Source organism: Halolactibacillus miurensis (assembly GCF_900116255.1).
In the GTDB taxonomy this organism is placed as follows: domain Bacteria; phylum Bacillota; class Bacilli; order Bacillales; family Amphibacillaceae; genus Halolactibacillus; species Halolactibacillus miurensis.
The window spans coordinates 177253-195756 of record NZ_FPAI01000002.1 but is presented as its reverse complement, the minus strand read 5'-3'; the positions used below and the strand labels follow the sequence as shown (position 1 = coordinate 195756).

Below are 18504 nucleotides of genomic sequence, written 5' to 3'. Positions count from 1 at the left end.
CTCCTTTTTTGACAGTTTAGTCAAAAAAGAATCGGGCTATACTTCTTGAGATAAATAGTTTTTAAGTAATTGGAGGCTTTTCTTTTCTAAGCGTGACACTTGTACTTGCGAGATACCTAAACGTTCGGCTACTTCCATTTGGGTACAGTCTTTAAAATAACGTAAGTACATGATGATTTTTTCGCGTCTTGCTAAACGGTTGAGGCTATCTGTTACTAACAAACGCTCAACGACATCGGGTGCGTCACTGGCGAGCTGATCTAAACAAAGAATCGCTTGTCCGTCACTTTCATAAATCGATTCATAAATCGATTGTGGACGTCTTACCGCTTCTTCTGCTTCAATGATTTGTTCCGTTGTTAAGTCTAATTGAACCGCTAACTCATGAATACTTGGCACTTTACCTGTCGACTTCATGATACGTTCACGTTGATGATGGACTTTTACGGCGATTTCTTTTAACGTTCGACTGACTTTAATCACACCATCATCACGTAAAAATCGCTGGATTTCCCCGATAATCATCGGGACCGCATATGTTGAAAACTTCACATCGTAAGACAAGTCGAATTTATCTATCGCCTTAATTAAGCCGATGGAACCCATTTGAAATAAATCTTCCGACTCGTAACCCCGATGTTTATAACGATTAACAATCGACCAAACAAGCCGTTCGTTTTTTTCGACAAGAATGGATTTGGCGTTCGCATCGTGTAGTTGCGCTTGAATAATTAATCGTTTCAATTCATCATCTTTTAGTAAATCTGCCGCCATCTTATACACCCATCGCAACGGACACTAACATTTTTTCAAGCGTCACGACAGTGCCTTTACCAGGTGTCGACTCAATATGACAACGGTCCATAAATTGCTCCATAATAGTAAAGCCCATGCCAGAACGTTCACACTCTGGTTTTGTTGTGAATAATGGTTCTTTGACTTGTTCAATATTGTCAATGCCTTGACCGTTATCTTTAATCACAATCGTTAATATACCAGCGACAATAGCTAGCCTTAATTCAACAATGCCCGGTTGATATTCATAGCCGTGGATAATCGCATTGGTGACCGCTTCTGAGACGACCGTCTTCACATCAGATAGCTCATCAAAGGTCGGGTCATATGGCAACATAAAGCTAGAGACAATCACACGCGCTAAGCTTTCATACTCACTTAAACTCGGGAACTGAACAACTACTTCATTTTTCATTAGGAAACCCCCAGCCATTCACGCGCATCATATTCGTCCTCAGTGAACGTGATAATTTTAAATAACCCGGATAAATCAAATAGGCGTTTAACTTGTCGGGTAATACCACAAATCACTAAACTCCCTCCATAACTTTTTAGTACTTTATAACGGCCTAAAATCACACCCAAACCCGAACTATCAATAAAGTCAACACCTGCAAGTGATAAAATAACGTGGTTAATCGGATAGTTCGTTAAATAATACATCCATTCTTCTCTAAACTGATCTGTCTCGTGATGATCTAAATCTCCTGTTAATCTGACAATTAAACAATCATCGTGTACTTCGAATTCTTTCATTAATCCCATCATCGTCTTCCTCTCTGAATAGATTACGTTAATTTCACTTTCATCAACAGATTTCGGCGAGGAAAGACGGTTTACCTGCCACACCAGAAAACTAGTCAGCTATCGCTAAAACTAGAAGAGAATCGACATCAGAGCTTTCGTTTGAAAACAGAAAAAAATAATAAAAAAGGATGAAAGAAAAAAACACAGGTTTCCCTGTGTTTAGCGCTAAGCTCTTGGATGATAGGTCTGATAAATCGTTTGGAGTCGTTTTTTTGTGACATGTGTATATATTTGTGTCGTTGAGATATCACTATGCCCTAACATTTCCTGCACTGCTCTTAAATCCGCCCCATTTTCTAACAAGTGCGTGGCAAACGAGTGTCGCAATTTATGAGGCGAGATATCTTTTTTTATCCCAACATCTTTTGCGCGCTGCTTAATAAGTTTAAAAAATCCTTGACGAGAGAGAGGATTGCCATGGTGATTGACAAATAACGTGTGATGCTGTTTATTTTTTATGAGTACTAATCGAGCATGGGCAATATACTCACTAACCGCTTCTGTTGCTACTTCACCTAACGGGATAATCCTCTCTTTATTCCCTTTTCCAATGAGCCTGATAAAGCCAATATCTAAATGTAAATCATTAAGACTTAGTCCGATACATTCAGACACACGTAAACCAGTCGCATACATGAGTTCAAGCATCGCTTTCGTGCGTGATTCAAGCGGTGTTGTCACGTCTATATCTAATAACTGTTCAACTTCACTAACAGAGAGGACTTCAGGTAATGTTTGTCTTTTTTTTGGCGTATCAATATGTAAACTCGCATCATGTGACACGCGATTTTCTCGTTTTAAAAATTGGTGAAACAACCGTAAGGTTGATAGAACCCGTTGGATTGTCGCTTCGCTTTTTCCAGCATCTTTGATGTCATACAAATACATCAACAAAACCTCACGACTCACGTCTTCCCACTGCTTAATCTGTTGCGATGTTAAAAAGACCTCATATTGGATTAAGTCGCGCTGATAAGACTCAATCGTATTGTCACTTAAGCCACGTTCAATTTTAATATACTGAATAAAATCTTGACGTTCATTTATCATTTAATCCCTCTTTTCATTGATACATAAAAATACGAAAAAGTAAAAATGAAACAAAAAATCACAGGTCACCTGTGATTTAATTGGATTCCTTATTTTTTTGTTGGCAATGGCGACAAATTCCGTGAAACGTTAATCGATGGTCTTTCACTTGAAATTGCCATTGATCTTCAACTTTTTTCTCAACATCTTCAAGTAAATCTTCAACGATTTCTTCCACTGTGCCACATTCCATACAGACTAAATGATGGTGAAAATGCGCTGCCCCTTCTTTACGTAAGTCATAACGTGAGACACCATCACCAAAATTAATTTTATCCACAATTTTAAGTTCTGATAATAATTCAAGGGTTCGGTAAACCGTTGCTAGACCTATTTCAGGTGCTTTTTCTTTCACGAGTAAATAAATATCCTCAGCACTTAAGTGGTCTTCTTCTCTTTCAAGTAGTACACGTACGGTCGCTTCCCGTTGAGGGGTTAACTTATAGCTTTCAGCATGTAATTGTTTTTTAATACGTTCAATACGATGTTCCATCACGGAAACCTCCCTACATTCTCAATTATAGTCAGCGATATGTCGTCTGTCAATTAAAATTATTATCAAGTGTAAATGATTATCAATAACACATTCTTATCATGAGCGTTAAGTGAAAACAGCCAAAAGTTTTGGGAAGACATACATAAAATAACTGTATTCGATACCAGATAAAACCATAATCACGACAACCCACAAAACCATCCGTCGGTGGTAGAGACTCAATGTACGAGGGAGCTGCATTGACGTATGAGATGACTGTTTACTAAAAAACAGTTTATGTATATGTAACGCTTGAATGCCAAATATTAAACTTAACGGCAAGAAAACAAGGTGATCGACCACCAATGCGCTCATCGCTAGTCCTATCCCTTTAAACTCAAAAGTAGACAAACATATCGCAATCGTATAGCCGACCCGTACGCCTAACAATACGTATATAAAATAAATGATGGGGACACCAATGAAGGATAGTCCAGCAATATATATGACGACGTATAGCCACATATTGTCTATCAACAACGTCCCGTATTCAGTTAATGACCATTCACTGACGGTAAAACTCGGGACAGACAAGGTGAACGTCTCAGAAAAAGAATGGACCAACGTATAACTGCCTAATACGACACCTATAAGAAACAGAACAAACAAACCAATGAGTTGATGTTTATGTTGGATGATGTAGTGAAAAATAGTTGATTGATTCAAAAGTCGTCCCTCCATATAGTTATTCTTTTCTATTCTATGAAGGAAACGACAGAATGATGTTAAATATCAGGTGATCAACAATTTCACATAATAATTAAAAGCCGCGTAATTTCAAATACTGCAGAGCATACATCGTTTTTAAATCATGAATGCGCTCATCTTTTACAAGTTGATCAAGCTCTTCCATCGTATAAGTCTCACAATCTAAAAATTCATCTTCATCAAGGGCTTTTTCTTCTATTAATGGGATTAATTTATCCGTATAGTATAAATAAATACGCTCATCACAAAAGCCTGGCGTTGTATAAAACGACGTGACATACTCCAATTGGTTTGTGGTAAACCCCGTTTCTTCTTCTAATTCTCTCACCGCAGTCACTTCAGGAGCCTCACCCGGTTCAAGCTTACCGGCGGGCACTTCTACTAAGTTTTTTTCGAGCGGCTTACGGTATTGTTCAACCATCACTACCCGTTGATCCTTCGTCACAGCAATAATTGCAACAGCACCTTGATGTTTTACAAGCTCACGAATCGAGGTTTCTCCATTAGGTAATAACACATCATCCACACTGACTTTGATTATTTTACCGTTAAAAATCTCTTGTGATAGTATTGTCTTTTCTTCAAATTTACTCATGTCTTCCCTCCTAAGTATGGTTAAGCTCATTTTTACTGTACCGGATTACTTATACTGATGCCAGTCCATCTCACTCTCGCTTAACAATTCCTCGAACGTTTTATTTTTTTCGCGTTCGAGCGCAGCTTTTCGTTTGGCTTTCTTTTGGCGCCCTAATGCTTCTTCTTCGTCTTTCAATAATTTTGATTTCATTCGCTGTAGTAAATCAACTTCTTTTTTACCTAAACGTTCTTCGGCATCTTTTGTCATCTTTTTCAGTTCACGTTTACTCATTTTTCAAAACTCCTTAATTAAGTTGGTTACTTTTTCGTGTTTTCATTATTTTTTGTTAAAAGCACCTTGCATAAAAAATTCTAACGTTCGCGGAAACAAAGCATGTAGTTTACTGCCAAAACTCATCCATAACGGTAAATTTAGTTCGCGTTTATTCGTATAGAGTAAGCGATCAATTTTTACTGCCACCTTCTCAGGTGTTAACATGATTTTTTCAACCGCTTGTTCATACTGACCGGATTGGTCTGCTGTTTTAAAGAATGACGTCTTGACGGGACCGAGATTAACGGTTGTCACCGCAACATTTGTATCGTTTAATTCCAGTCGCAAAGCATTAGAATAACCAATCACCGCATGTTTTGTCGCCGCATAACTCGTCGCTTTAGGCGTCGCTAATTTACCTGCCAAAGAGCCGATATTAATAATGTGTGTCTTCGTGTTGCGTCTGATAAACTCAGGTATAAGTAAACGATTAAGTTCCATCATAGAGAGCACATTTAAGTGAAACATTTGTGAAGTCGTTTCTCTGGGCGTGCCTGTAGCATATTCAAATAATCCAAAGCCCGCATTATTAATGATGACATCCACCGAAGAAACATCGGTCAAAACTTCTTCAACAAGTGACCCTAGCTTTGACGTTTCAGTTAAATCCATTGGGTAAATAAAGACGGTGGCTCCTTTTGATTGTAAGTCATGTGCCAATGCCGTTAGTTTATCTTCACTTCTGCTAATTAGAACTAACGTACGGTTTTCTCTTGCTAATTGATAACTTAACGCCCGACCTAGCCCCTTGGTTGCGCCAGTAATGACAATCGTATCTTTTTTCATAAAAGCCCCACCTTTTTACTGTTTTCTCTCCTCTTATTATGCTACGATTTAAAAGAGACTGCAAACAAAAATTGAGGTGATGTTGGTGACGCTTATTTATGCACATCGAGGGGCAAGTAAGTATGCGCCTGAAAACACGCTGTCAAGCTTTAAACACGCGTTAGTTTTAGAAGCTGACGGGATTGAGACAGATGTTCAATTAACAAAGGATCACGCCGTTATCGTTATGCATGATGCGACGGTCGATCGCACGACACCTGCGCATGGTAAAATTAAGGATTACACATTAAAGACATTATTAGCGTTATCTAACGGTGAATGGTTTGATCAGGCTTTTCATGAAGATAAAATTCTGTCCCTACCCCAATTGCTTGATTGGTGGGAAACAACCAACCTGTTTTTAAATATTGAATTAAAAAGCCATCGCTATAACGACCGTGGACTTGTTAGTGAAACGCTGAGACAGTTAAAACACGTTAAGAAAACGGAAAAATTAACTTTGTCCAGTTTCAATCCAGCGTATTTAAAACAAGTAAAAACGTTAAATCCAGCACTTACGACAGGTTATTTGACGAAAAAACAACTGAGTGAACGTTTATTGAAAAAACACTGTGGCTATATTGACGGTGTGCATTTACATTATAAAGCTTTTACAACGGACTACTTAAAACGCGTCCATTCACTTGGTCTTTACTTGCATCTTTATACCGTCAATGATGCGGTCTTATTTGATGACTACTTACGGGCAGGTGTTGACGGGATTATTACTGACGACCCAGCATTAAGAACATCACCAGATGTTTAAGTTAGGTCAATTATCGACCTTTTAAACTCTAACGTATTTTGACGTGGTGGCTTCTAAAAGCCCTTATTTTAACATTTTAAAAATTTAGGAGTGATTTCTATGGCAAAATTATTTGAACCTTTTACAATTAAAAATATAACATTGAAAAACCGCATCGTGATGTCACCCATGTGTATGTTCGCTGTGGAAAAAGAAGACGGAATCGTGACCCCGTTTCATGTGACACATTATGAATCACGCGCTATTGGAGGCACAGGTCTTGTGATGGTCGAAGCAACAGCCATCGAACCACGCGGACGGATTCGACCTAGTGACTTAGGTATATGGTCAGATGATCATATTGAGGGGTTGAAAACCTTAACAGACCGGATTCACGCCCACGAGGCTCATGCGGCGATTCAACTTGGACATGCCGGTATAAAAGCCCAGACAAATGACATACCCATTGCGCCTTTTAGTGAAGAGGGTACTGTGACAGCTATGACGCCGCACATGATTGATCAAATGATTGACCAATTCAAAGTCGCCGCGATTCGTGCGAGAAAAGCAGGGTTTGATATTATTGAGATTCACGCGGCTCACGGTTATTTATTAAACCAATTTCTATCACCGCTTACGAATAAACGCAGCGATGCTTACGGTGGCACAAGAGAACATCGTTATCAGGTAGTAAAAAAAGTCATTGACGCCGTTAAAGCTGTCTTTCATGGTCCATTGTTTGTTAGAATTTCTGCAGATGAATACCATGAAGCAGGCAATACGGCTGAAGATTTCATCTACTTCAGCCAAGAAATGAAAGCTCAAGGCGTTGATTTAATCGATGTCTCCACCGGTGGTGTCGTGAATGTGCCTATCAATGTCTTCCCAGGCTATCAAGTCGCTCACGCCGAGATGATTAAACGCGGGGCAGACATTGCTACTGGCGCCGTCGGCTTGATTACGGAAGCGGCACATGCCGAAGAGATTTTAAACAATCAACGAGCGGATTTGATTTTTATTGGACGCGAGCTCTTACGTCATCCGTACTGGCCAAAAGTGGCTAGTGAGGCATTAAACGTTGAACTGGAAGCACCTACACCATATAAGCGAGGGTGGAACTAATGCACGTTACTTTTTTAGGCACAGGTTCTGGTCTTCCGTCTAATAACCGTAATGTGTCTAGTTTAGCTCTTGATTTAACGAATAAAGGGGAGGGTATTTGGTTATTTGATTGCGGGGAAGCTACCCAACATCAAATATTAAAAACATCGATCAAGCCCCGTAAGATTAGCAAAATTTTCATCACGCACTTACATGGCGATCATATTTATGGATTACCGGGGCTATTGTCAAGTCGTGCCTTTTTAGATGGTACGTCACCTGTCGATATTTACGCACCTAAGGGTATACAGACCTTTATTGACACGGCATTTCGTGTGAGTGGCACGCATGTACCTTATGTGATTCATTATCATGATTTAGTCGACGGTGGTGTGTTCCAGCTAAAGACATGTGATGTTCACGTCAAACAGTTAAACCATGGTCTTGTTTCTTTCGGCTTTAAAGTGTGTGAGCACAATCAATTAGGAGAACTAAACGTTCAAAAGTTACAAGCACTTGGTCTCAAACCTTCACCCCTCTATCAACAAATCAAAGACCAACCAGAAACAACCTTACCTGACGGGCGCGTGATTATGCGCCGTGATGTTATCGGTCCTGATAAAAAAGGCCGCGTCATAAGCATTCTCGGTGATACCGGCCCTGTTGACGCTTTAGTTGATTTTATTAAAGGGAGTCAATTACTGATTCATGAAGGGACTTATGAACAAGCACTCGTGGAACTTGCGAGAAGTCATTCGCATAGTACGATTGATGAAGCATGTGAACTTGCTCAATTAGGAAATGTTGACCAGCTCATTATTAATCACCTATCCCAGCGTTATGATCCGCATCAACTGAACACGCTCTTAGAAGATGCACAAATAATTTTTCAACAGACCGCTTTCGCTTATGATTTTATGACTTACACTGTCCCGAAGCGATCGTAATGAAAGACAACTAGCCACCTCCTTATATTAAGGAAAGTGGCTAGTTGTCTTGTCGATAATCATCTAAAAAATCTTTTTGAAAACTTGTTGTCGGTTGATTTGACTCTGAATCAATCAGCGAATCAGTTTGTTTCTTTTTCTTCAAAGAGCGATCAAACGGGTTGTATCCATACTTATTTGTTAGTGCTTGAATCGTTGATTCGAGTTGTTCATGTTTTAAATGATCTTTATAGTGAAACAAATCGAGTTGTTCGTAGTAGTGTTTTTTCTCAATCAGTCCTTGAACAGTCACACCAAGTAGACGAATCGCCTCACCATTCCAATGCATCTCAAATAACTGGGTCGCAAGGCCATAGATATCCCCTGCTTGTTCAATCGGTCGATGGACCGTGACACTTCGCGTAATCGTTTTACGATCATAATAACGAATCATCAGCTGGACCGTTTCACCGATGTAAGCTTTTCTTTTAAGACGGATCGATACTTTATTGGATAGTTTCCGAATCAATGATAACAGTATCGTCTCATCGATGGTGTCGTGCCTTAATGTTTCTGAATGGCCCACACTCTTAAAATCAAACACACTATCAGGATCGACCGCTCGATGATCCTCTCCGTTAGCGCGCTTGATCAACCTTACTCCGTTAATGCCAAGCACACGCCTTAAAATGACATCATCAGCCACAGCTAAGTCGCCAATTGTATAAATATTTATCTGATTAAGCTTTTCTTTTGTTTTAGCCCCAACCCCGTGCATCTCACCAATATCTAGTGGCCATAACACTTGCGCTAGTTCTCTTTTTCGTAACACCGTAATACCGAGTGGCTTTTTCATATCTGAGGCCATCTTAGCTAAAAACTTATTCGGGGCAATCCCGATACTGCATGGTAAATCTAGTTCATTTAAAAGACGTTGTTGTAATTTTTCAGCGATTTCAAGTGGACTGCCTTGCGTCTCACACTCACTAATGTCTAAGTACCCTTCATCAATCGAAACGGGTTCAACTTTGTCAGTAATCTCTGCCATTACCTTAAACATGGCTTTTGATGCTTCGCGGTAACGTTCGAAGTTAGGTTTTAAGACAATCAATTCCGGACAAAGCTTTTTCGCTTGAAATAGTGGCATCGTTGTCTTGACACCTTTGGCTCTTGCTTCATAGCTACTTGTGACGATAATACCGCGGCGTTCCTCAGGATTTCCAGCAATGGCAAGCGGTTTTCCTTTTAGCGAAGGATTATACGCCATTTCAACTGAGGCATAAAAACTATTCATATCCACATGAAAAATAACGCGTCCTTTTTTGGGATAATAACTCACCTTATCTGACTCTCCTCTCTTAAGAACAACCGTTCTAGCTCTATCGTATCACAACCTGAAAGTAAAAGGGAATACATGTGTTTGTGATGGCGGACACAACAAATAATTATGCACGTGTTGGATCTTCATTGATCTAAACATTGAAAAACCACACCCGTTTACGTGAGTGTGGTTAGGAACATTAAGCTTTCTGTGTGACTGTTTTAATGATTTCAACAACGAGTTCAGTAATTTTAACAAGTTCTTGAATCGGCATGGCTTCATTCGTTGTATGAATATCACGATAACCTACCGCCAAGTTGACCGTTGGAATCCCAAAACCAGAAATAATATTAGCATCACTTCCGCCGCCGCTCGTTTTAACGACAAACGTACGATTGATTTGTTCAATGGCTGTTTTGGCGATTTGAACAACGTCATCTGATTCATTTCGTTTAAAGCCTGGATACATAAATTCTGTTTCCACTTCAGCCCGACCACCCATTTCAGCCGCGACTGCCTCGAACGCCTCCACCATTTTTTTCACTTGTTGTTCAACCTTATCCTGGTCGAGTGAACGCGCTTCTGCTAACACTTCGACATAATCACAAACAATGTTCGTCTTATCCCCACCCGAGAAACGGCCAATATTCGCCGTTGTTTCTTCATCGATCCGGCCGAGGGGCATCCGACTAATCGCTTTGGATGCCATCGTAATCGCGGAAACGCCTTTTTCCGGTGCGACACCAGCATGGGCTGTTTTTCCGTGGAGCTTCGCAAACACTTTCACTTGTGTTGGCGCTGCCACGATGACATCCCCAACAGGTCCATCACTATCAAGCGCATAACCGAATTCGGCATGAATCATCTCTTTATTTAAAGCTTTGGCACCAACAAGACCCGATTCCTCACCGACAGTTATAACAAACTGAATATCACCATGAGCTATATTTTGTTCTTTTAAGACTCGGATTGCTTCAAAGATGGCCGCAAGGCCTGTTTTATCATCGGCGCCAAGAATGGTTGACCCATCGGATTTAATCACGTCACCATCAATGAGGGGCTTCACACATTTACCAGGTACCACCGTATCCATATGTGAGGTAAAGTAAATGGTCGGGGCATCTACATTACCTTTCAACGTACAAATCAAGTTATTGGCTCCAAATCCCGTCGCTTCTTTCGCTTGATCTTCTTTTACTTCAACACCAAGTGACTCAAATAAGGCTTTTAATCGTGTTTGAATCGTTCCTTCATGTCCTGTTTCTGAATCAATTTGAACGAGTGTTAAAAATTCATCGACTAACCGTGCTTCATTAATCATTTTGTCCATTCCCTTCAGTTTCATATTTTTCTCCTTCTACGTTACTCCATTAATCAAGCGTTTGTCAATGATGGCAGCGGATGAAGGCTTCTGAGAAGTTTTACTTGTATCTTATTTGGATTCGCGCTAAAATAAAAATAGAAATTATTTTGAAAGACTGTTTGAGTAGAGATAATCTAATAATATTCAATGATTTCAAAACTTACATCATGCTTGGAGGTTTACTAATGGCAAAGCACACAAAAAAAGCACCACAAGAACAAACAAGAAAGCCATCAAAACGTGAGCGTCGTCAAAAAATCATTGTTTACGTCATGATTCTTGCGATGGTCGGTTCACTAATGGCATCTGGTTTAACCTATATTTTATAATGTCACCATCGACAAACGTCAGGACCCATTACGGGACCTGACGTTTTTTTATAATCTATATGTCAATCACGTACTTCAATCAATCACATCTTTTACGGTTTGATTTTTGATGGCAAGATAGTGATCAATTTCATTGAGTAACTGAAATAAATCTGCACGGATTTCAAACTCTTCGCGCGTTTTCGGTAAATCTTGCTTTTCGAAACGTTCCAATAAGTCATCGACATAGCTGATATGATATTCAACCGGATTTTCCGGGTAAATCGCATCAGCTAAATCATCGAATAAATCAGCAATCAATTTGGCTTGTTTCACAGACACCATTTGTGGACGCATCACTTTTAACATGCGCTCCAATGAGTGGAGTTGAATGTCACGCATCGAAAAGTAACGACGCCGGTAACTCGTACTTTTTGAAAAACTGTTCTCCATATCTCGCTGGACTAAATCGTCTGCCTCTCGCAAAATTTTCTTCGTGCTCTCGAGTACAGTTGTATTAATCATCGTACTTTCGCCTCTTAAATAGGAGGCAATACTGCGGAAAAAGGTTTGATAATTCGCTTCGACATCTTTACGGAGCTCGATAAACTTGTTATCTAAGTTCGGCATATAAAGATTTAACAAGAGCGCCACACCAATCCCAATAAACATAATGAGTGACTCATTGATCACAATATCTACGTCCACGCGCCTTGCGGCATAAAAATGAAACAATATGACGAGACTGGTCACAATCCCCGGTGTAATATGTAATTTATTTGTGACTGGGATAAACAGTAACAGTAATAGCCCGATGGTCAGTGGTGAATAACCGATCCACTCAAAAATGACATAAGCATAGACCATGGATAATAACCCCGCAGCAATCCGGTGCCAAGCCGTTAAAAACGATTGTTTCCGTGTCGGTTGTATACAAAGAACGGATATAATCCCGGCCGAACCGTAATTATCTAATTGCAACATCTCAGCAATAAATACCGCTGCTGGTGCCGCAATGGCCGTTTTTAGCGTACGATAGCCTATTTGCATCCCATCACCTCTTTCTCTTATCTCAAGAACATTTATCATGTTCTTATGCTCTTATTATATCCTAATCTTACATCCTTTTCATGTCAATACGGCCCAAGCAATTGATGCCTGGACCGTCCCCATTATATTTTAAAACGATAGAGCTGTTCTTTTAGTCTGAGTGATAAACGTTCCAGTGTATGGGCCTGTTCATCTAACTCATCGACCGCTCGCTTTTGTTCTTCAATTGTTGCGGTTGTTTCTTCAATGCTTGCCGAACTTTCTTCACTAATATTCGCCACTTTTTTCACACTAGTATGAATCGACAGACTACTGGCATCCACTTGTTGTAATTGTGATTTCATCTGTTCAATGACATCATTTAGTTCTGTTACTTGGTCATGAATGGTTGTAAAGTTCGTTTTTGATTTTGTTAACTCCGCCATACCTTGACCTGTTTCTTTGACGGTTTCTTTTAGCGCTTCATTGACAAGACGTGATTCATTATTCATCTCAAGAATAACCGTCTCAATATCGACCGCCGCTTTTGAGACTTGATCGGCTAATTTGCGAATTTCATTCGCAACTACCGCAAAGCCTTTACCCGCTTCACCGGCTCGTGCTGACTCAATCGCTGCATTTAAAGCGAGAAGATTCGTTTGTTCGGTGATGTCATTAATGACAGAGGTTAAATCGACAACGGCTTTTGTTTTCGCTTCAAGTGACTGCATCCGACTATTGGCCGTTTCAACGTCTTGGTTAATATTTTTCATTTGCTTAAATGAATGATCCATTTGCGATAATCCATTAACCGACGATTGCTTCACTTTTTCAGAGAAACGTTTCAGTTGATCTGATTGCATAAGCATTGCTTCGGTTTCTTTTGTTAACGTATCTGTAAAGAGTGAGATATCCGCCGTTATTTGAGCTTGTTCTTCTGCTCCTTCAGCAATCGAGGTCATGACATCATTGAGCTGGGTCGTTCCTTCCGTTAAGGCACGACTTTCTAATGATAATTGTTTTGATTCACCATCTAAAGCATCCGCTTCTTTTGTCGTTGTTTTAACAAAATCACGTAAGTTCTCAACCATCGTTGAAATACTAGCCGCAAGAGTCCCCACTTCACCTGTAGCTTTTACATCAACCGCTTGATCCAATTCACCTTTTGCGATTGCTTCAGCTGTTTTGGCGAGTGAAATGATCGGCTTGGCTATTGAATGTGCTAACATCAGCGCCGTTAAAATAACAACCAGCAAAGTGACGCCTGCGACAATCAGAATAATTTGGCGTAATTCCGCGACTGGCGCTAAGGCTAAACTGGTCGGTTCTGTCACAATCAGTACCCAATCATTGCCTTGATAGTTTTGATAACCGCTACTTTTACTATAGCCAATCAAACTATCAATCCCGGTGCTTGAATCGGCGTGTACACTACCCACTTCCCCTTTTTCAAGGCTATTGATCCGTCTATATAACAGAGAATCCGGATCAAGTGAGGCTGTTTTCGTTTCACCTTCAACCGAGGCACTCGTTGTTGTGTCGGCCAATTGTTCACCTGCTTGATTGACTAACTCAACCGTCACAGTGTCACTGGCAATCTGATTGACTTCATCCCAAATGTAACGAATCGGGAAGGCTCCGCGTAAGACACCGTTATTATCCATCGGATAATAGATATATATCACTTGTTCACCTAAAGCGTCATCATATAAGGCGTCTGAGACAGTCACCTCAGAAGACGACGCTAACTCTATCGCAGGCAGTAGATTAGTCGATGCTTGTGAAGTATCTTCTATCACATTCCCGCTAGCATCGAACACCGTGAGGCGCTCGAAATAAACTTCTTCGCGAAGTGCTTTAATCAAGCTATTATTTCCGTCTGGGCTTGATATTAAGCGTTGTTGCAATACATTTAAATCGTATGTACGTTCATACATAAAACGGTCTAACTTTTCCATATGTATGTCGGATGTCGTTGCAACTTTTTCGCTTACTTCATCTGTTAAAGCTTCAGATGCTAACCAGTAAACCAGTCCACCTATCACAAAGATAGCCAGTAGCGAAACGATACTAAACGCCACTGTCAGTCGTTGTCTAATCCCCCTTCTGTTTTTCTGTTGGGTTATTTGATCTATCTTTCTTTTTGACGATGTCTTCTTTATTTTTTTCGACATACACCCACCCCTTTCATGTGAAACATTACACAATTATACATGAATTGTCACAAACATTAAATACTTTTTATACATTTTTTTAATATAAATACATCTAGCATCTACACGTCTTTCATTTGCTATTGACACATGTTTTTAAACCAAAGACTTTAAGCCTGTATTTGCTTCATTCCTCAGAATTTAAAAAATCATGACTTAGTAAGATGACTCATGCTATCATGTCCTTTTATTCCAGTCATTTTCATATGTGCTATACTGAGACTAACTAAGCGCATGCGACATATACCACCTCATAGTTTTTTGAAAGTTAAAGAAAGGGGAAACTGTTTTGAAAAATGTGAAAACCCGCCCATTAATCATAGTGTCTTTAACCATAAGTGCGACCACAATGGCATTTCATGCTTATAATCAGTTTAACGCTCGTGACATAGTTTATGGTGTCGTATTTACTGGTTTAGCTGTTTTTTTCATTGGCTTGGTTGTTGCGAGTGTGATTATAAATAAGACCCTTAAAATTGAAAATAACAAGAAAAAGAGTCAAAACCACTGACTCTTTTTCTTGTTTAACTATATTATATGCATGCGTACATATTAATAAATCGGCGTCGTATCTCCCGAGATATTCTCAAGTATTTCTTTGACATGTGACATAAACCTGCCACAGATCACGCCATCTAACACGCGGTGGTCAAGTGAGAGACATAAATTCACCATATCACGAGCAGCGAACATATCATTAATAATCACCGGACGCTTCACAATCGACTCGACTTGGAGAATGGCGGCTTGCGGATAATTGATGACACCCATGGACTGCACCGAACCGAATGTGCCGGTATTGTTTACGGTGAATGTTCCACCGGTCATGTCTTCTTTTGTTAATTGTCCGTGTTTCGCTTTATGGGCGAGCACATGGACATCTTTTGCGATGCCTTTGATACTTTTCTCATCGACATTCTTAATGACTGGGACATATAATTCTGTTTCATTTCCGACCGCAATCGATAAATTAATATCTTTGTGTTGGACAATCGTATCGCCTTGCCAAGAACTATTCAGTTCAGGGAACTTCTTTAGTGCTTTTGCGACAGCATTTAAAAAGAAAGAGAAATACGATAAGTTATAGCCTTCTTGTTCTTTAAACTTCGCTTTTTCAGCATTACGATAGTTCACTAAATTTGTCACATCGACTTCGATCATCATCCAGGCATGTGGAATTTCTGACGTTGCCCGGACCATGTTCTCAGCAATTGATTTTCTGATACCCGTCACTGGAATTTCACGATCCCCTTTAAATTCAGGACGCGGTGATTGTTTATTATTAGTAAAGTTATCCTGTGTCGCTGGTGTTTGTGTCGGTTGAGATAAATAAATGTCAGTTTGTTTCTCATTGGTCGTTTGTGATGTTTGTTTTTCTACAAAGACTTCAACATCTTTTCTTGTGATCCGACCATTTATCCCTGTCCCCGTGATAGCATTTAGATCAACACCGTGTTCACTCGCTAAACTTAAGACTTTCGGTGAATAACGTTTCTTCATCGATTGATTTTCCTGAGCGACAGACGGTTTTTGCTCTGTCGCTTTTGCTTCTGTTGCTTCGCTTTTAGGTGATTCTACTTCTTCTACCTCAATATGACAAAGAGGTGTTCCAACAGCGACCGTTTCCCCCTCTGTAACAAGGCACTCTTTAATAATGCCTTTAAAACTTGAAGGCACTTCAGCATTAACCTTATCAGTCATTACATCGACAAGCGGTTGATACAGATCGACTTCATCGCCGACGGAGACAAGCCATTGACTCACCGTTCCTTCAGTTACGCTTTCGCCGAGCTGCGGCATATTCATTGTTTTTAACGTCATGGTTTTCCCTCCTCTACTAGTACTGGGCGACTTCTAACATTTTTTCATACACTTTGTCCTCACTGACCATAAACGCTTTTTCTAGTGGGGGCGCATAAGGCATGGCTGGTACATTCGGTGCCGCTAATCTAAAAATAGGCGCATCGAGGTCAAACAAACAATGTTCCGCAATAATCGCTGAAACCTCACTAATGATACTGCCTTCTTTATTATCTTCCGTGATCAGTAAGACTTTACCTGTTTTTTTGGCCGCCTCAATAATGGCTTGTTCATCTAATGGATAGACCGTACGTAAATCTACCAGTTCGACCTCGTAGCCTTGTGTTGCTAGCTTTTCGGCTGCTTTTTTACTAAACTCAACACATAAGCCATACGTAATAACGGTTAAGTCATCACCTTCTCTAACGGTATTGGCCTTGCCAATTTCGATCAAGACTTCTTCATCTGGAATATCTTCTTTTAGTAAGCGATATGCCTTTTTATGTTCAAAATACAGCACTGGATCAGGATCTCTAATAGCGGCTTTTAATAAACCTAAGGCATCCTTTGGTGAAGATGGCATGACGATTTTCAAGCCCGGTTGTGAAGCAAATAGAGCTTCAAGTGACTGCGAATGATACAACGCCCCGTGAACGCCGCCACCGTATGGGGCCCGAATAGTGATCGGACAACTCCAATCATTATTTGAACGGTAGCGCATTTTAGCAGCCTCTGAAATGATTTGATTGACGGCTGGTAAAATAAAATCAACGAATTGGATTTCAGCAATAGGTTTCATGCCGTACATACTTGCACCAATTCCCACACCTACAATCGCCGATTCAGCTAGAGGTGTATCGATGACCCTAGCTTCTCCAAATTCTTCATATAATCCTTCACTTGCTCGAAAGACGCCACCACGTTTACCGACGTCCTCTCCTAGTAGAAATACATCATCGTCTCGACGCATTTCTTCCTTCATTGCACGATTGATCGCTTCTATATAAGACATCACTGTCATATTGAACCCTCCTATTGGTGATACACACCATCAAATAATGTCTGTTCATCGGCATACGGTGCCTCATCTGCGTAGGTTGTTGCCTCATCTATTAAAGCTTTAATTTTTGATTCGTAACCTGATTCGAGTTCATCGGTTAAAATCCCTTGTTTTTTTAATTGTTGTCTAAAGATAATCAAACCATCTTTTTCCTTTGCAGCGTTAACTTCTTCTTTCGTACGGTATGTTAAATCATTATCATCACTTGAGTGTGGTGTTAAACGGTAACCGACTGCCTCAATCAATGATGGTCCTTCTCCGTTTAACGCTCTTTCTCTTGCTGCTTTTACGGCTGTATAAACAGCAACTGGATCATTCCCATCAACCGTCTCACCGTGAATACCATAACCGAGGGCGCGGTCAGAAATTTTTGCGCAATTCACTTGTTGCTCAATCCCACAAGAGATGGCATATTGATTATTCTCAACCATAACGATGACAGGCAAATCATGGACACTCGCAAAGTTTAAACCTTCATGAAAATCACCTTGGTTACTAGAGCCTTCTCCAAGTGTCACAAAGCTGACAGCCGGTTGTTGTTTCATCTTTAATGCAAGGGCCATACCGACAGCATGGGGTACCTGTGTTGTCACTGGAGATGATCCTGACAGCATATTCAATTTTCGGTGACCAAAGTGCCCTGGCATTTGTCTACCACCCGAATTAGGATCTTCTGCTTTTGCGAAAGCTTGTAAAAATAACTCTTTAACGGTCATGCCCATCGTCAACACAACACCTACATCGCGGTAATATGGGGCGGTATAGTCAACACCTTTTGCTAAGGCAAAACTACTCGCAACTTGCATCGCTTCTTGTCCTTGACATGAGACGACAAAGGGAATTTTCCCTGAACGGTTCAGTAACCACATCCGCTCATCACTGCGTCTTGCTAATAACATATAATAAAACATATCTAATAGCTGTCGATCTGTTAATATTTGATTTTTTTCTGACATCGTGTCATCCTCC

The 18504-nt window shown here is 40.2% G+C and carries 21 protein-coding genes; 5 read left to right on the top strand and 16 right to left on the bottom strand.

Going from position 1 to position 18504, the window contains the following annotated elements:
* Positions 1 to 36: 36 nt before the first annotated feature.
* From BM390_RS02775 to BM390_RS02735, 9 genes are all read right to left on the bottom strand, one after another.
* Positions 37 to 774: a SigF/SigG family RNA polymerase sporulation sigma factor gene (locus BM390_RS02775; RefSeq protein WP_062319251.1), complete on the bottom strand. Its 738-nt coding sequence runs from the start codon at positions 772 to 774 to the stop codon at positions 37 to 39.
* A 1-nt stretch (position 775) separates the two neighbouring features.
* Positions 776 to 1210 (bottom strand): anti-sigma F factor, encoded by a 435-nt coding sequence (spoIIAB, locus tag BM390_RS02770; RefSeq protein WP_062319249.1) that lies wholly within the window; start codon positions 1208 to 1210, stop codon positions 776 to 778.
* Positions 1210 to 1560 (bottom strand): anti-sigma F factor antagonist, encoded by a 351-nt coding sequence (spoIIAA, locus tag BM390_RS02765; protein ID WP_062319247.1) that lies wholly within the window; start codon positions 1558 to 1560, stop codon positions 1210 to 1212. Before spoIIAA ends, spoIIAB begins: the two co-directional genes overlap by 1 nt.
* 207 nt (positions 1561 to 1767) lie before the next feature.
* A complete protein-coding gene (gene xerD / locus BM390_RS02760) occupies positions 1768 to 2652 on the bottom strand; it encodes a site-specific tyrosine recombinase XerD (protein ID WP_062319245.1) in 885 nt (294 codons plus the stop codon).
* A gap of 76 nt (positions 2653 to 2728) precedes the next feature.
* Positions 2729 to 3184: a ferric iron uptake transcriptional regulator gene (gene fur, locus BM390_RS02755; protein WP_062319243.1), complete on the bottom strand. Its 456-nt coding sequence runs from the start codon at positions 3182 to 3184 to the stop codon at positions 2729 to 2731.
* Positions 3185 to 3292: 108 nt separating this feature from the next.
* Positions 3293 to 3892: a stage II sporulation protein M gene (locus BM390_RS02750; RefSeq protein ID WP_062319241.1), complete on the bottom strand. Its 600-nt coding sequence runs from the start codon at positions 3890 to 3892 to the stop codon at positions 3293 to 3295.
* Positions 3893 to 3986: 94 nt separating this feature from the next.
* Positions 3987 to 4529 carry an NUDIX hydrolase gene (locus BM390_RS02745; RefSeq protein ID WP_062319239.1) on the bottom strand — a complete coding sequence of 181 codons (543 nt, stop codon included), beginning with the start codon at positions 4527 to 4529 and terminating at the stop codon, positions 3987 to 3989.
* A 45-nt stretch (positions 4530 to 4574) separates the two neighbouring features.
* The gene (locus BM390_RS02740) at positions 4575 to 4802 is read right to left on the bottom strand and encodes a YqkE family protein (protein ID WP_062319237.1); all 228 of its coding nucleotides are present in this window, start codon (positions 4800 to 4802) and stop codon (positions 4575 to 4577) included.
* 45 nt (positions 4803 to 4847) lie between these two features.
* Positions 4848 to 5630, bottom strand: coding sequence for an SDR family NAD(P)-dependent oxidoreductase (locus tag BM390_RS02735; RefSeq protein ID WP_062319235.1), 783 nt, complete (start codon positions 5628 to 5630; stop codon positions 4848 to 4850).
* Between the two features lie 85 nt (positions 5631 to 5715).
* Between BM390_RS02735 and BM390_RS02730 the strand changes: the two genes are divergently transcribed.
* The 3 genes from BM390_RS02730 (at position 5716) to rnz (ending at position 8462) form a co-directional block, all read left to right on the top strand.
* Complete coding sequence (locus tag BM390_RS02730; protein WP_062319233.1) at positions 5716 to 6435, top strand: glycerophosphodiester phosphodiesterase; 720 nt, start codon at positions 5716 to 5718, stop codon at positions 6433 to 6435.
* A gap of 99 nt (positions 6436 to 6534) precedes the next feature.
* Positions 6535 to 7536: an NADPH dehydrogenase NamA gene (gene namA, locus BM390_RS02725; protein WP_089852847.1), complete on the top strand. Its 1002-nt coding sequence runs from the start codon at positions 6535 to 6537 to the stop codon at positions 7534 to 7536.
* Entirely contained in the window at positions 7536 to 8462 is a 927-nt protein-coding gene (rnz, locus tag BM390_RS02720; RefSeq protein ID WP_089852846.1) for a ribonuclease Z, read from the top strand. Before namA ends, rnz begins: the two co-directional genes overlap by 1 nt.
* A 40-nt stretch (positions 8463 to 8502) precedes the next feature.
* Here rnz and BM390_RS02715 read toward each other — a convergent pair whose 3' ends face one another.
* The gene (locus BM390_RS02715; protein WP_256212371.1) at positions 8503 to 9780 is read right to left on the bottom strand and encodes a DNA polymerase IV; all 1278 of its coding nucleotides are present in this window, start codon (positions 9778 to 9780) and stop codon (positions 8503 to 8505) included.
* A 181-nt stretch (positions 9781 to 9961) separates the two neighbouring features.
* Entirely contained in the window at positions 9962 to 11083 is a 1122-nt protein-coding gene (locus BM390_RS02710; RefSeq protein WP_089852855.1) for a M20/M25/M40 family metallo-hydrolase, read from the bottom strand.
* A gap of 227 nt (positions 11084 to 11310) precedes the next feature.
* On the opposite strand from BM390_RS02710, the gene prli42 reads away from it, so the two are divergent.
* Complete coding sequence (gene prli42 / locus BM390_RS02705) at positions 11311 to 11454, top strand: stressosome-associated protein Prli42 (RefSeq protein ID WP_089852845.1); 144 nt, start codon at positions 11311 to 11313, stop codon at positions 11452 to 11454.
* 75 nt (positions 11455 to 11529) lie between these two features.
* Here the strand turns inward: prli42 and BM390_RS02700 are convergent, their stop codons facing one another.
* Positions 11530 to 12483, bottom strand: a complete 954-nt coding sequence (locus BM390_RS02700; protein ID WP_089852844.1) for an aromatic acid exporter family protein — start codon at positions 12481 to 12483, stop codon at positions 11530 to 11532.
* 122 nt (positions 12484 to 12605) lie between these two features.
* A complete protein-coding gene (locus tag BM390_RS02695) occupies positions 12606 to 14636 on the bottom strand; it encodes a methyl-accepting chemotaxis protein (protein WP_082394357.1) in 2031 nt (676 codons plus the stop codon).
* A gap of 328 nt (positions 14637 to 14964) precedes the next feature.
* Here BM390_RS02695 and BM390_RS02690 point away from each other — a divergent pair, with 328 nt between their 5' ends.
* Positions 14965 to 15186: a hypothetical protein gene (locus BM390_RS02690; RefSeq protein WP_062319227.1), complete on the top strand. Its 222-nt coding sequence runs from the start codon at positions 14965 to 14967 to the stop codon at positions 15184 to 15186.
* A 41-nt stretch (positions 15187 to 15227) separates the two neighbouring features.
* On the opposite strand, the gene BM390_RS02685 is transcribed toward BM390_RS02690, so the two are convergent.
* The 3 genes from BM390_RS02685 to BM390_RS02675 are packed head-to-tail and all read right to left on the bottom strand — an operon-like array spanning position 15228 to position 18491.
* Complete coding sequence (locus tag BM390_RS02685) at positions 15228 to 16496, bottom strand: dihydrolipoamide acetyltransferase family protein (RefSeq protein WP_062319225.1); 1269 nt, start codon at positions 16494 to 16496, stop codon at positions 15228 to 15230.
* A 16-nt stretch (positions 16497 to 16512) separates the two neighbouring features.
* The gene (locus tag BM390_RS02680; RefSeq protein WP_089852843.1) at positions 16513 to 17496 is read right to left on the bottom strand and encodes an alpha-ketoacid dehydrogenase subunit beta; all 984 of its coding nucleotides are present in this window, start codon (positions 17494 to 17496) and stop codon (positions 16513 to 16515) included.
* 11 nt (positions 17497 to 17507) lie between these two features.
* Positions 17508 to 18491: a thiamine pyrophosphate-dependent dehydrogenase E1 component subunit alpha gene (locus BM390_RS02675; RefSeq protein WP_062319223.1), complete on the bottom strand. Its 984-nt coding sequence runs from the start codon at positions 18489 to 18491 to the stop codon at positions 17508 to 17510.
* Between the last annotated feature and the right edge of the window lie 13 nt (positions 18492 to 18504).

Coding starts and splice junctions, on each gene's coding strand:
- BM390_RS02775 (WP_062319251.1), bottom strand. CDS start 774: ATGGCGGCAGATTTACTAAAAGATGATGAATTGAAACGATTAATTATT.
- spoIIAB (WP_062319249.1), bottom strand. CDS start 1,210: ATGAAAAATGAAGTAGTTGTTCAGTTCCCGAGTTTAAGTGAGTATGAA.
- spoIIAA (WP_062319247.1), bottom strand. CDS start 1,560: ATGGGATTAATGAAAGAATTCGAAGTACACGATGATTGTTTAATTGTC.
- xerD (WP_062319245.1), bottom strand. CDS start 2,652: ATGATAAATGAACGTCAAGATTTTATTCAGTATATTAAAATTGAACGT.
- fur (WP_062319243.1), bottom strand. CDS start 3,184: ATGGAACATCGTATTGAACGTATTAAAAAACAATTACATGCTGAAAGC.
- BM390_RS02745 (WP_062319239.1), bottom strand. CDS start 4,529: ATGAGTAAATTTGAAGAAAAGACAATACTATCACAAGAGATTTTTAAC.
- BM390_RS02740 (WP_062319237.1), bottom strand. CDS start 4,802: ATGAGTAAACGTGAACTGAAAAAGATGACAAAAGATGCCGAAGAACGT.
- BM390_RS02735 (WP_062319235.1), bottom strand. CDS start 5,630: ATGAAAAAAGATACGATTGTCATTACTGGCGCAACCAAGGGGCTAGGT.
- namA (WP_089852847.1), top strand. CDS start 6,535: ATGGCAAAATTATTTGAACCTTTTACAATTAAAAATATAACATTGAAA.
- rnz (WP_089852846.1), top strand. CDS start 7,536: ATGCACGTTACTTTTTTAGGCACAGGTTCTGGTCTTCCGTCTAATAAC.
- BM390_RS02710 (WP_089852855.1), bottom strand. CDS start 11,083: ATGATTAATGAAGCACGGTTAGTCGATGAATTTTTAACACTCGTTCAA.
- prli42 (WP_089852845.1), top strand. CDS start 11,311: ATGGCAAAGCACACAAAAAAAGCACCACAAGAACAAACAAGAAAGCCA.
- BM390_RS02700 (WP_089852844.1), bottom strand. CDS start 12,483: ATGCAAATAGGCTATCGTACGCTAAAAACGGCCATTGCGGCACCAGCA.
- BM390_RS02695 (WP_082394357.1), bottom strand. CDS start 14,636: ATGTCGAAAAAAATAAAGAAGACATCGTCAAAAAGAAAGATAGATCAA.
- BM390_RS02685 (WP_062319225.1), bottom strand. CDS start 16,496: ATGACGTTAAAAACAATGAATATGCCGCAGCTCGGCGAAAGCGTAACT.
- BM390_RS02680 (WP_089852843.1), bottom strand. CDS start 17,496: ATGACAGTGATGTCTTATATAGAAGCGATCAATCGTGCAATGAAGGAA.
- BM390_RS02675 (WP_062319223.1), bottom strand. CDS start 18,491: ATGTCAGAAAAAAATCAAATATTAACAGATCGACAGCTATTAGATATG.